The sequence below is a fragment of the Caproicibacter sp. BJN0012 genome (assembly GCF_035986805.1).
In the GTDB taxonomy this organism is placed as follows: domain Bacteria; phylum Bacillota; class Clostridia; order Oscillospirales; family Acutalibacteraceae; genus Caproicibacter.
Window position 1 is genome coordinate 2462557 of the sequence record NZ_CP142518.1, and the last position, 11998, is coordinate 2474554.

Here is an 11998-nt window from a genome sequence, read left to right on the forward strand (position 1 = left end):
GTCTCTTCTCCCTTCACCGTTTCTATTCCAGCAGATTTCCCACCGTCGGCTTCTGGTCCGAGGCAGCCGGACCCGTCGTCGGTTCTGCAATTCCTAAATTCTCCAGCATTTCACGGACTTCCGATTCCCCTGAGGAAAAAAGCTCCGCTTCTTTCGGGTCAAGCGTTCTCAAAAGCGTCATCAATTCTCCGACATGCGCCTTTTCCTCATCCCGAATATCCGCAAGCACTGTTTGAGCCGTCACATTGTCCGTAGCCTGAACGTGCGCATCGTAAAGGTAGATCGCTTCCAGTTCGCCCGCGATATCCAATCGGATCGCCTGAACCAGTTCCTCATCGCTCAATTTTCGTTCAACATTACCCGAAAAAGGGTTTGCAAATGCAGGCATTTTAGCTATCCTCCGATCTAATTTAATAATCATTCTTGATTTCTGTCGATATTATATCATCTCCGTTTTTAAATTGCAAGCCTTTTCATCAAAAAAATAATAAATTTTTTACCCATACAAAAAACGCCGTTTAAAACGGCGCGTGAAGTGAAATTCAGCATTCGGTTCCCAGAAGCGCGGCGCCAAGAATGCCCGCATCATTGCCCAGCTGCGCTTTGCACAAAACGGTCTGCCTCTCAGCATTGCGCGCATAGTTTTCGGCGGCGACCGCTTTTCTCAGAGGTTCCATCAGGAATTCGCCCTCGTTGCTGATTCCTCCGCCGATACAGAGAATATCCGGCTGAAAAACGTTAATGCAGTTGGCCACGCCGCAGGAAAGATAAAAGAGGTATTGATCAACGACTTTCTTTCCGGTTTCATCGCCCGCCCGCACTGCTTCAAAAGCGCTTCTTCCGTCGACCTGATCCGGATCTCCGGCGATTTTCCACAGCAGCGAGCTTTTGTCTTTCCGCATGGCCTCCCGTGTCATCGCAACCAGCCCGGTTGCTGAGGCATACGCCTCCCAGCAGCCCCGCCGGCCGCAGGTGCAGAGCTTTCCACCCGCCACAATCACGGTGTGCCCGATTTCACCGCCCGCAAAATTGCTTCCGGCATAAATCTTTCCGTCGATAATAATCCCGCTGCCGATTCCTGTTCCAAGCGTGATGGCAACGGCGTTCCTAGCGCCTTTGAGAGCGCCGGCCCTGAACTCGCCGAAGGCCGCCGCATTGGCATCGTTTTCCAGAATGACATCTTTTTTCAGCCGATCCGACAAGAGCTTCCGAAGCTCCAGATTTTCAAAAAACAGATTGTTGGAGTACTCGACCACGCCGCTGTCCCGGTTGACCGTGCCCGGAGTCCCAACTCCCACATACGGGATGTCATCCACGCTCAGCCCGGCGGCCCCCAGAGCTTCCTGAACGGTCGCGGCAAGCTGCTCACAGATTTCCAGAGGTTTGCAGGGGACAGACGTTTTCCTCTTTGCCCGCGCTACGATCCGGTATCTCTGATCGACCACGCCGGTCGCGATATTGGTCCCCCCAAGATCGATTCCAAGATAATACATGAAAGTTCCTTCCCTCTTCCCGTAATATTCATTAGTATAGCATCTCTTCCGAAACATTGTAAACACGCCTTGGCGGAATACAAAAAATAATCCACTTGCTTAAAACCTGTGCTATAATGGTACAATAAGTTTGGAATAGAATTGGTAAACGGAGAAAAATGCATGACATATGAAACCCTGCCTCAGAGCATGAAAAACGAATATACCCGGAGCTATTGGGACCGTCTGCAAAAAAAGCGCGGCACGCTCGCTTTCAAACGGGCCGGGGATATTATGGCCTCCCTGGTTATTTTGCTGGTGCTTTCACCGATCCTGCTGCTGTTGGCTCTGGCGGTCAAGCTGGATTCGCCGGGACCTGTTTTTTACCGGCAGATCCGAGTCGGCCGCTATGACCGTGACTTCAAAATCTTCAAATTCCGCACAATGGTCCAGGACGCGGACAAAATCGGCCCGGCGGTCACGACCGGCGGGGATGAGCGCATCACAAGGGTGGGAAAGCTGATCCGCCGGTGCAGGCTGGATGAATTTTCCCAGCTGCTCAACGTTTTAAACGGCACCATGAGCCTGGTCGGCCCCAGGCCGGAGGTGAGACGGTATGTGGAAGCCTACACTCCGGAAGGAATGGCGACCCTTTTAATTCGGCCCGGGATCACGGCGCCGTCCAGCATCGCTTTTAAAGATGAAGACAGGCTGTTGGTTTCTTCCGGGGACCCCGACCGGATTTATATCGAGCAGATACTGCCGCCAAAAACGGAACTGAACCTGCAATATCTGCGCGGCATCAGCGTTGCGGCCGACATGAAAATCATGGTTCGGACCATAGCGGCTGTAATTTAAGCCATATTTTCAGGGAAAGTCACATATGATTGGGTAGAACAGCGGGGGATGAAAAGTTGTTTTGCCACATGGGAAAAACCCTGAAAACAGTCCTGCTTCTTTTCCTGGCGGTCATCCTTCTGACGGCTTCCGCCGGCTATGTGCACCGGGCGGTGCCGACGCAGGCACAGGAAGAAAAGAAGTCGGATCACATTAAATATGTCGAATTCAATGTTTCCTATCTCGCTCTGAAAAAGGCGATGAACCTGGATATTGAATCCCACAAAAAGGGAGGCAGCCTCAATTGGATTCAGATTCTGGCATACCTGGGCGCGAAATACGGCGGGGATTTCAAACGGTATAGAAGCTCTGACATGGACGCCTTCGTAAAGAAGCTCCAGACCTCCGGCATAGATGAAATCACAAAGGACATGAAATATTACAAATATTACTTTGAGGCCTACACTGCCGTGCTGGGCGGGCTTCTCGGAAAATACCGGGAGGACGGAGAGGAGAAGTACGGCCTGATCGGCTATTCGCCGATTGCAAAGACTTTCCCTTACACAGACTGCGATGATTTCGGCGCACAGCGCACCTACGGCTACTCAAGGCCGCATCTGGGCCACGACATGATGGCCGCCACGGGAACTCCGATCATCGCGGTGGAATCCGGGGTTGTGGAAGCCCTGGGATGGAACCAGTACGGCGGCTGGAGAATTGGGATCCGCAGCTTTGACTCCAAACGATATTACTATTATGCCCATCTGCGCCAGAACCGTCCCTATGCCGCGAATCTGGCCGTCGGCCAGACCGTCAAGGCGGGCGACGTGATTGGATATGTCGGCCGCACGGGATACAGCACCAAGGAGAACGTGAACAACATCAAAGTCAGCCACCTGCACTTTGGATTGGAACTGGTCTTCGACGAGAGTCAAAAGGAAAGCAACAACGAAATCTGGGTGGATGTCTATGCCCTGACAAAGCTGCTGCGGCAGCATCAGTCTGAGGTGTATCGCGTTGCGGAAACGAAAGAATACTACCGGGTTAAGAATATAGAAATTGAATAGCTCATGATTCTCATTGATTTTGCCGCTGTGTCATGTTATAATGAAATCTGTGACTTTGCCGCTGTGGCGAAATTGGCAGACGCAAGGGACTTAAAATCCCTCGGTAGCAATACCGTGCCGGTCCGAGTCCGGCCAGCGGCACCAGCGTAGAATCTCTCCAAACCCAGTATTCATGAGGGTTTGGAGATTTTTTTTGCCCTTTTGCGCTTCGCTGAATTTAAGGAATCCGTGGAATTTGCCGTCTTTTTCTGTAAGGGATGTGTAACCTTCGAATCAAAACTCAGGTGCGTGTAGATATTGGCGGTTGTCTCACGATCACCTTTGCGGGGCAGGCCTCAAAACAAGCAATCTGTACCTTTTCGTTTTCCAGAAGCTCACGGCAAAAGTTTTTTCCGCGCGCGGTGAAGAAGTACATGCCGTCCGGCTCGTAATGAATCGCACTGATGTTCCGGATTTGCGGGTTGCCCTGCGTGTCCACGGTTGCAAAGCTGAGCACGCCGATCAGCTTCAATTTTTCAAGACAGGTTTTCGCATCCATTATGCTCACCTCATGATAATTGGATTGGGGTATTTTCTCGGCTTCACGCCGGGAAAACCGCCGACCGGGTAACCGAGAGTGATATGCGCTTTTGCTTCAAGATGCTCTGGAACATTCCATTTGCGCAGAATCTCTTTACCGAATTCATTATCGAATATGTCTTCTACAACACCTTCAAGACATGAGCCAATTCCAAGCGAATAAGCAGCCAGGCATATATTGCTTGCCATAATATAGCAGTCCGCATCTGCGAACCAAAACCTTTTGGGGCCAAATAAAGTGACTACCGTGGGCGCGCTGTAGAACGCGCTTGCAATCGTAGGATCATCGGCAATGCTAGGCTGGTCGGTCGAAATATACCTTCCGGGGGAAGAAATGCTAACATGAGACAAGGATTTTTTAATTTTCCCCAGCTGTTCATTCATTGCGGCATCCTGACACACAACAATTTGTGTGGTCTGCCGATTGCCCGCATTGGGGCTGAAGGAAGCAGCATACAAAATCTGCTCCAGTATATCGTCCGGCACCTGCCTGTTTTCATATTTTCGGATTGAGCGGCGCTCCATCATATTCTTGATAACTTCGTTCACGCTTTGATCTCCTTCCAACACTGCGGGTCGGGCGCATATAGATTGCCGTGGTAACCGAAGGCGACGGCCGGGCAGCCCCGGCAGAACCGCAGCAGCTCGCATTTTGAGCATTTTTCAAATTTCTCATATTCACGGTATTTATCCATTTTAGCGCCCGTAAACAGGTTATAAAGATCGTCCGTCAGGGCATTTCCCACCTTGCTCTCCATCCGGCGGCAGGCATATACCGCGCCGTCCGAAAGGATTGTCAGGTGGCAGTTACCGCAGTTACAGCCGTCATAGACATATTCGTCATTGGGATAATCCGAGAGATGAAACAGTCCTTTTTCATATTGAAACAACGTCCACAGGTGATCTTTCAGGTTAAATGTTGTGCCGCTGTCTTTATACTGCTCAAATTTTTCCCAGCAGCGCTCCATCATCTCGCGATATTCCTCCGGGGAGCAGCAGTTGTCCCGGTCGGACATGGATGGGCAGTAACGGGCAAAAGCGAAAATGTCCACGTTACTTTCTACGACGACATCCACAAGATCGGGAATTTCTTTGCTGTTCCAACGGGAAACCGTTGCCATAACAGCAACATCGATTCCGGCGTTTCGAAGGATCGGAACAACCGCCAGCGTTTCATCATAGGAACCTGGGCGGCGGATACGGTCATGTGTTTCACGCAGCCCGTCAAGAGAAAGCTGGTATTTTCGGCAACCGCAATCGTGCAGGCGTTTGCAGACCACGTCGTTCAAATGAAACGGATTGCCGAGAATGGCAAAGGGGACATTCTCAGTTTTGAGCTTTTCGGCGAGCGTCCAGAACTGCGGATGCAGAATCGGGTCGCCTCCGGTGATATAAAGATATGAGAGCCGTTTTGCCTTCTGGCAGAAAGTTTTGATGTTTTCAATGACCATATCCATCTCAGGCCCTGCCATTTCCTTGAACTTGGCATGGCTGCCGAGAGCGTAAATATAGCAGTGCTTACACCGTTGATCGCAGGCCTCGGTGATGTGCCACTGAAACGCAAAATATTCCATTTGGTTTTCCTTTCTGATTCTAGTCAGGGGCAGAAAAACATCCCCGCAAGCCACGCCTGCGGGGATGCCTTGCCGGAATTATTTCTTGTCGCCGGCGCCACAGGCTGTACCGCAGGCAGCTGGTTTTTCCTCCGGCTTTTTGTCACCGGCGCCGCAGGCCGTACCGCAAGCGGCTGGTTTTTCCTCCGGTTTCTTGTCACCCGCGCCACAAGCTGTGCCGCAAGCGGCAGGAGCTTTTCCTTCGGTTTCTTTCTTGTCAAACAAATTTTTAAGAGACATCACTCAAGTCCTCCTGATCAGAATTCAGACTTTATGCCCAGTCATTGATTTGACTGCATTCTCTGTCTGTGATTCCATTGTAGCGTGCAAAAACAGGCATGAAAAGTACGCACCTTTCTATTACCCAGTTACCTTTTTATAACCTTTGCGTGTTTATGGGCTTTTTCAACTCAAAATAATTTCGGGTATTCTTCATCTTCCTGATTGGCTTGACAGGCAGGCTGCGCAACAGTATGATATGGTATATAATATTCAAATTGAAACCTGTATTTATATTGAAACTAAAGGGGGTGGAGATGTCCATATGCTTACCAAAGAAGAACTGCCCGCCTGTCCGGTTGCAACGATCGTACAGTTGATCGGAAACAAGTGGAAACTGCTCATTATCCGAAATCTTCTCGCAGGAACACAACGCTTTAATGAAATGCGCCGCACGATTCCCGGCATCAGCCAAAAGGTTCTGACAGATAACCTTCGTTCTCTTGAAGAAGACGGACTTGTCACGCGCAGGATTTTTGCGGAGGTCCCGCCCCGTGTGGAATACTCCCTCAGCGAGCTTGGCAGGACACTGAAGCCGGTCTTTGATTCTATGCAGGCCTGGGGCGAAGGTTATCAGGAACTCGTTAGAAATAGTGCGGAAAAATAAGCATGTTATGGACACGAAGGTAAGAACATAAGTTAGACACTTAGATCAAAAGTGTCCAAACCCGCGTGAATAAAGGGTCAGACATAGAAAACAGCGGCTGATATTTAGACATTCTGAAAGAAATGTTCTAAACATCAACCGCCGTTTATTTTGTGTCATTTGCTCATTTTAGATGCAGACCCTATTATTCACAATTGAACCGTCATCCCCAATGCTTTAAACAAACGGCGCTCAGTTTGTCGTATATCTTCGCGTCTTTCCACGCGGTGAACGCGTTCTTGTACACGCCGAAGCAGTCGGTATATATCTCGTGATTCTTCATGACGGGTTCCACCTTGCCGGTGATGTGAACCATGTTCTCCACACCCTCGCTCAAGCTGCCGAATATGCCCGCGCCCGTCGCGCCCAGAACCGCCGCGCCCACGAGGCCGATAGCCTGTCCGACCGGGCGCGGCAGCCGGATACCAGCTTCCCGAAGAATTTCAAACGCGAATAGCATAATTAACGCTTCCACAAAAGCGGGAAATGGCGTTCCTTCGCGTGCTTTGGCTATAGTAAACAACAACGTGGTGGGCAGCAGTTCTTGATGAAAGGCGGTCAGAGAGATGTAAACAGCGGGACCAAACACGGCGATGAGGAACGCGACAAAGCGCAAAATTCTCGTCAGACTTGCATACAACGGACGCGTATAATAATCCTCGGCCGTCTGAAAACTTTCGATAAACAGCATTGGCGCCGTCAGCACAAATGGTGTGCCGTCTACCACAATAGCAGTGCGGCCCTCCAGAATACGCGCCGCGACCACGTCCGGTTTCTCGCTGTATCCTATGGTTGCAAATGGAGAAAACGGCGCATCGTCAATATATTCCTCAATGTAACCGGATTCCAAGATCGAATCCACATCCAGGTGGCCGATGCGGTATTTGACTGTATCCACCACTTGGGGATCGGCTACGCCATCTAAATAGATCAGGCAAATATCGGTTTGGGTTTTTCGACCGACAGTCATATGGTCCACGCGAAGATGTTCGTTGCGGATCTTACGCCGGATCAGCGACGTATTGGTGCGCAGATTTTCGGTGAAACCCTCGCGTGGTCCGCGCACAACCGTCTCGGACTGGGGTTCGCTGACACTTCGTTTTTCCCAGCCCTTTGTGCTGATGACAAGTCCGGTTACGTTGCCGTCCAGAAGAAGGATTGTATCGCCTGACAGGCAGCTCGAGGCGACCTCGGGCAGCGAACGGACAACCGTGACATCGCTGGCGCACAGTACTTCGTGTTGAAGTTCATCAAGTACTTTCTGACCCGCAGTCGGCTGGAAATTCTCAAACCGCTGATTCATCAGTGGTCGGAGGATTGCATTGGTCATGAACTTGGTGTCTACCAGTCCGTCAATAAAGATCAAAGCACCTAGCAGACTCCCGTCCGAGCCGAATCGGAAGGAATGCACTTTGAAATCATTGCTGTTTCCCATCGCGGCCTTTAGCTTGCTCAGATTTTCAGAAAGCCGTTCTTGGAGCGGTTCTTTCAGCTTCGCGGCGGCCTTTTCCTCTCCGTTTTCCAGCGTTTCATGAACCCGCGTGTGTTCGAAGCCGACAAGATGACTTATCTTCCGAAGGATAAATCCAAAGAGCAAACAAGGGCCTCCTCCCCTGGAACTTTTTATCTAATATTATATCCAAGTATTTCCTGATTAATCGTTATATTGTTCAATCTGAGTAATTATGCACCCTTTGTTAAGGATAAAATGAAAAGTTCATCTCTGGAAATGGTATACTCCCAGAACGCTCAGACGTACCTATATGTGTTTCCGCAAACGAAGGTTCGTGTTAAATTTGATTCCTGAGGATGCGATCATATCCAAGAAACTCTGAATATGACCATTGTCCTCACATAGGGGAGTAGCCTTGGCACAGGGCATAAGTGTGTCCTCATTCTGAATTTAGGTATATAAAGACGGCGTCAGGTACTCTTGGGGTAAAGTATGAAGGTCGACGGAACAAAATATCCTCCGCACCATAAATTGATGGAAAAAACATATTGACAATTTACCAAAGCACTTTTATAATAAGATAAATTTTATACGGGAAATCCGATGAGCAAAGGTAAGTAACGGACACGACGGTGGCACAGAGAGTACGGCGATGCTGAGAGCCGGCCCATGCGATGTTCCGCGAATGGATTTGTCAGGAGCGCAGGGAAAGGGGATTTTTCCCCTGGTATCTGCCGCCGCGCCCCGCGCGTTACAGCGGGAGGGTATTGATGCAACTTCTGCTGCGTACCTCTGTCTGCGACGAAGTTTCGCTGCGTACCCGGAATGAGGGAAACGGTTATCCGTTTCCGAACTAGGGTGGCACCACGAGCCTATCGTCCCTGAATTTCAGGGACGATAGGCTTTTTTGTTTGCAATTTGAACCGAAAGGAAGGACGGAATATGTTGAATCCGCCGTTAGAGACCGTGAAGGGGCTTTTGTCCGGCTATCAGATGGTGCCGGTCGCCGCATCCAGACTAATGGACCGCAGCACGCCGGTCGGCATTTTCAGTACGCTGAAAGCTTTCTGCGAAGACTGTTTTCTGTTGGAAAGCGTGGAGCGGTCGGAGCAGTGGGGGCGGTATTCTTTCCTGGGAATCCACCCGAAGTCAAAAATCACTATCCGCGGGGGGATTGCCGAGTTCGAGGAGAACGGCTCCGTTCGTTCGGAGCGGGTCGAAGATCCCGCCGGATACCTCGCAAAAATCGTGAGAGAGTATGGCTCGCCCCGACTGCCGGGATTTCCCCGGTTCACGGGCGGCCTGGTCGGGTACTTTGGCTATGATCTTCTGCGCTATCTGGAAAAGAAACTCGGCTCCGCGCCCGAGGATGATTTGGGTTTGCCGGACTGCGAGCTTGCCCTCTACGATGAGGTGATCGCTTTCGACCACCTGAGCAGCAGGGTGTTTGTAATCCTGAACGTCAGGAGGGGCGGGAATACCGCCGCGCAGTACGAAGCCTGCGAAGCGCGGGCGCGGGAGATTCTGCGGGAGCTGGAGATGGGGAAGGCGAAGGAGCCGGCCGTCCCCGGATATGATCCGGGCAAAATCGAAGTTTGTTCGAATCTCTCAAAGGAGCGCTTTTGCGCCATGGTGAAGGAAGCAAAGGGCTATATCCGTGCGGGGGATATATTTCAGGTCGTGCTCTCCCGGAGGTTTGAGATTGAAAACCCGCCGGACCCGTTCAAAGTATACCGCGTGCTCCGCGCCGCGAACCCCTCGCCTTACCTGTATTATATCCGGTCGGACGGCTACTGCATCGTGGGGGCCTCCCCTGAGATGCTCGTGAACGTGACGGACGGAGTCGTTACCAATAAGCCGATTGCGGGCACCAGCCGCAGAAGCGCCGATGAAGCGGAGGATGAAAGGCTGGAGCGGGAGCTTTTAGCGGATGAAAAGGAGCGCGCGGAGCACACCATGCTGGTCGACCTGGGTCGCAACGACGTCGGCCGGGTCTGCCGGTACGGTACGGTGGAGGTCAAAGATTTCATGCATGTGGAGCACGCGTCGAAGGTGATGCATCTGGTCAGCGAGGTCACGGGCGTTCTGCGGGAGGACAAAACCGCCGAGGACGCGCTGCTCTCCGTTCTGCCGGCGGGCACGCTCTCCGGCGCGCCGAAGATCCGGGCAATGCAGATCATCGACGGGCTGGAAGACAAAAAGCGCGGCGTCTACGGCGGAGCGATCGGATACCTGGGCTTTGACGGGAATATCGACACCTGCATCGCCATCCGCACGGCGCTGTTCCGGAACGGGAAAGCCTATGTGCAGGCCGGAGCGGGGATCGTCGCCGACAGCGTGCCGGAAAAAGAATATGAGGAGACCGAAAATAAGGCGCTGGCGGTGCTCGGCGCGATTCAGGAGGCGAAGAGGCTGTGATCCTGTTTCTCGACAATTACGACAGTTTTACCTACAACCTGGTCCAGCGCATCGGGCGGCTGTACCCGGAGATCCGGGTCGTCCGGAACGATGAAATAACGACGGGGGAGATCGAACGGCTGAATCCGCAGGCGATCGTGATTTCCCCGGGCCCAGGTTACCCAAGGGATGCGGGCGTCTCCGTCGAAGCCGTCCGGCGGTTCAGCGGAAGAATCCCGATCCTCGGGATCTGTCTCGGCCATCAGTGCATCGGCGAGGCGTTCGGCGGAAAAACCGTGCCCGCCTCGCGCCTGATGCACGGGAAATCGAGCGAGATCCGGGTGGACGGCGCCTGCCCCCTGTTCCACGGCTTGCCGGAGACCATCACCGCGGCGCGATATCACTCCCTGATTCTCGACCCCGTGACCCTGCCCGCCAGTCTCACCGTCGTTGCGAAGGACGAGGATGGCCAGATCATGGGCGTGCAGCACAAAACGGAGCCCACTTTCGGCCTGCAGTTCCACCCGGAATCCGTGCTGACTGAGAGCGGGGACCGAATCCTGTATCAATTTCTGAAAGAGGTGTGTCAATTGGAGACAAAACAGATGACTTTTCCGCCGCTGCCGGCGGAAAAGAGAACCGGGCTCAAGCCCTTCCTGCTGAAAGCCGTGGAGGGCGGGAATCTGACGGAGCAGGAAGCCCGTGACGCCATGAATTGCATCATGGGCGACGCCGCGACCGATGCGCAGATCGCAGCGTTTCTGACGGCGCTGCGCATGAAGGGCGAAACCATCAACGAGATCACCGGCTTTGCCAAAGTGATGCGGGAAAAGGCAGAACCCGTTGGCATTTCCCCCGCCGCCGTGGATATCGTCGGAACAGGCGGAGACCTGTCCAACAGCTTCAACATCTCTACCACCGCCGCGTTTGCCGCCGCGGGCGCGGGTCTTCGGGTGGCGAAGCACGGCAATCGCAGCGTTTCGAGCAAAAGCGGCGCGGCGGATGTGCTGGAGGCGCTTGGGGTAAAAATCTCGATCACGCCGGAACAGGCGGCGCGGTGCATGGAAGAATGCGGGATCGCGTTCCTGTTCGCGCAGTGCTACCACGGCTCCATGCGTTTTGTGGCGGCTTCTCGCCGGGAAACCGGTCTGCGCACGGTATTCAACATTCTGGGGCCACTCGCAAACCCGGCGCACGCCGATTCGATGTTGCTGGGCGTCTATGACGAATCGCTTCTCGGCCCATTGGCGCAGGTGCTGGTAAATCTGGGAGTCAAAAGCGCCATGCTGGTGCACGGGGACGACGGCCTGGACGAAGTCAGCGTGTCGGATTCCACCAGCGTCTGCGAAATTCAGGACGGAGATTTGGACTCCTACAAAATCACTCCCATCGATTTCGGCCTTCCGCTTGCACACAAGGCGGATATCGTCGGCGGAACGGCGAAGGAAAACGCCGCGATCGCGAAAGACATTCTGTCGGGCGGAAAAGGCCCGAAGCGCGACATCGTTCTGCTGAACGCCGGCTGCGCTCTTTATGTCGGAAAAAAAGCGGCTTCGGTCAAAGAGGGGGTAGCCCTCGCAGCGCAGTCTATCGACAGCGGCGCGGCGCTCGAAAAGCTCAATCGGATGGTCGAAGTGACCAACCGATTTTAGGAG

General features: G+C 52.8%; 12 protein-coding genes and 1 tRNA gene. 6 read left to right on the forward strand and 7 right to left on the reverse strand.

Annotated features, from left to right (window positions below):
• Nucleotides 1-22 precede the first annotated feature (22 nt).
• Nucleotides 23-388, reverse strand: coding sequence for a demethoxyubiquinone hydroxylase family protein (locus tag VA597_RS11940; protein WP_128743115.1), 366 nt, complete (start codon nucleotides 386-388; stop codon nucleotides 23-25).
• Nucleotides 389-542: 154 nt separating this feature from the next.
• Nucleotides 543-1493 carry an ROK family protein gene (locus VA597_RS11945; protein WP_128743116.1) on the reverse strand — a complete coding sequence of 317 codons (951 nt, stop codon included), beginning with the start codon at nucleotides 1491-1493 and terminating at the stop codon, nucleotides 543-545.
• A 162-nt stretch (nucleotides 1494-1655) separates the two neighbouring features.
• Between VA597_RS11945 and VA597_RS11950 the strand changes: the two genes are divergently transcribed.
• The 3 genes from VA597_RS11950 to VA597_RS11960 all read left to right on the forward strand — a co-directional run bounded on the left by VA597_RS11950 (nucleotide 1656) and on the right by VA597_RS11960 (nucleotide 3520).
• Entirely contained in the window at nucleotides 1656-2330 is a 675-nt protein-coding gene (locus VA597_RS11950; protein WP_243112511.1) for a sugar transferase, read from the forward strand.
• Nucleotides 2331-2398: 68 nt separating this feature from the next.
• The gene (locus VA597_RS11955; protein ID WP_128744317.1) at nucleotides 2399-3376 is read left to right on the forward strand and encodes a M23 family metallopeptidase; all 978 of its coding nucleotides are present in this window, start codon (nucleotides 2399-2401) and stop codon (nucleotides 3374-3376) included.
• Between the two features lie 57 nt (nucleotides 3377-3433).
• Nucleotides 3434-3520, forward strand: a tRNA-Leu gene (locus tag VA597_RS11960).
• 136 nt (nucleotides 3521-3656) lie between these two features.
• On the opposite strand, the gene VA597_RS11965 is transcribed toward VA597_RS11960, so the two are convergent.
• The 4 genes from VA597_RS11965 to acgA all read right to left on the reverse strand — a co-directional run bounded on the left by VA597_RS11965 (nucleotide 3657) and on the right by acgA (nucleotide 5808).
• Nucleotides 3657-3914, reverse strand: a complete 258-nt coding sequence (locus VA597_RS11965; RefSeq protein WP_128743117.1) for a pyridoxamine 5'-phosphate oxidase family protein — start codon at nucleotides 3912-3914, stop codon at nucleotides 3657-3659.
• Nucleotides 3915-3919: 5 nt separating this feature from the next.
• Nucleotides 3920-4504 carry a nitroreductase family protein gene (locus VA597_RS11970; RefSeq protein ID WP_164919052.1) on the reverse strand — a complete coding sequence of 195 codons (585 nt, stop codon included), beginning with the start codon at nucleotides 4502-4504 and terminating at the stop codon, nucleotides 3920-3922.
• Nucleotides 4501-5529, reverse strand: coding sequence for a radical SAM/SPASM domain protein, ACGX system (acgM, locus tag VA597_RS11975; RefSeq protein ID WP_128743119.1), 1029 nt, complete (start codon nucleotides 5527-5529; stop codon nucleotides 4501-4503). The genes VA597_RS11970 and acgM overlap by 4 nt, the downstream gene beginning before the upstream one ends.
• A gap of 78 nt (nucleotides 5530-5607) precedes the next feature.
• Entirely contained in the window at nucleotides 5608-5808 is a 201-nt protein-coding gene (acgA, locus tag VA597_RS11980) for an ACGX-repeat peptide (RefSeq protein WP_326974617.1), read from the reverse strand.
• Between the two features lie 304 nt (nucleotides 5809-6112).
• On the opposite strand from acgA, the gene VA597_RS11985 reads away from it, so the two are divergent.
• Nucleotides 6113-6454 (forward strand): winged helix-turn-helix transcriptional regulator, encoded by a 342-nt coding sequence (locus VA597_RS11985; RefSeq protein WP_128743121.1) that lies wholly within the window; start codon nucleotides 6113-6115, stop codon nucleotides 6452-6454.
• Nucleotides 6455-6656: 202 nt separating this feature from the next.
• On the opposite strand, the gene VA597_RS11990 is transcribed toward VA597_RS11985, so the two are convergent.
• Entirely contained in the window at nucleotides 6657-8090 is a 1434-nt protein-coding gene (locus VA597_RS11990; RefSeq protein ID WP_326974618.1) for a spore germination protein, read from the reverse strand.
• A gap of 798 nt (nucleotides 8091-8888) precedes the next feature.
• Between VA597_RS11990 and trpE the strand changes: the two genes are divergently transcribed.
• Nucleotides 8889-10364, forward strand: a complete 1476-nt coding sequence (gene trpE / locus VA597_RS11995; protein WP_326974619.1) for an anthranilate synthase component I — start codon at nucleotides 8889-8891, stop codon at nucleotides 10362-10364.
• Nucleotides 10361-11995 carry a bifunctional anthranilate synthase component II/anthranilate phosphoribosyltransferase gene (locus VA597_RS12000; RefSeq protein ID WP_326974620.1) on the forward strand — a complete coding sequence of 545 codons (1635 nt, stop codon included), beginning with the start codon at nucleotides 10361-10363 and terminating at the stop codon, nucleotides 11993-11995. Before trpE ends, VA597_RS12000 begins: the two co-directional genes overlap by 4 nt.
• Nucleotides 11996-11998: the final 3 nt, after the last annotated feature.

Coding starts and splice junctions, on each gene's coding strand:
- VA597_RS11940 (WP_128743115.1), bottom strand. CDS start 388: ATGCCTGCATTTGCAAACCCTTTTTCGGGTAATGTTGAACGAAAATTG.
- VA597_RS11945 (WP_128743116.1), bottom strand. CDS start 1,493: ATGTATTATCTTGGAATCGATCTTGGGGGGACCAATATCGCGACCGGC.
- VA597_RS11950 (WP_243112511.1), top strand. CDS start 1,656: ATGACATATGAAACCCTGCCTCAGAGCATGAAAAACGAATATACCCGG.
- VA597_RS11955 (WP_128744317.1), top strand. CDS start 2,399: ATGGGAAAAACCCTGAAAACAGTCCTGCTTCTTTTCCTGGCGGTCATC.
- VA597_RS11965 (WP_128743117.1), bottom strand. CDS start 3,914: ATGGATGCGAAAACCTGTCTTGAAAAATTGAAGCTGATCGGCGTGCTC.
- acgM (WP_128743119.1), bottom strand. CDS start 5,529: ATGGAATATTTTGCGTTTCAGTGGCACATCACCGAGGCCTGCGATCAA.
- acgA (WP_326974617.1), bottom strand. CDS start 5,808: ATGTCTCTTAAAAATTTGTTTGACAAGAAAGAAACCGAAGGAAAAGCT.
- VA597_RS11985 (WP_128743121.1), top strand. CDS start 6,113: ATGCTTACCAAAGAAGAACTGCCCGCCTGTCCGGTTGCAACGATCGTA.
- trpE (WP_326974619.1), top strand. CDS start 8,889: ATGTTGAATCCGCCGTTAGAGACCGTGAAGGGGCTTTTGTCCGGCTAT.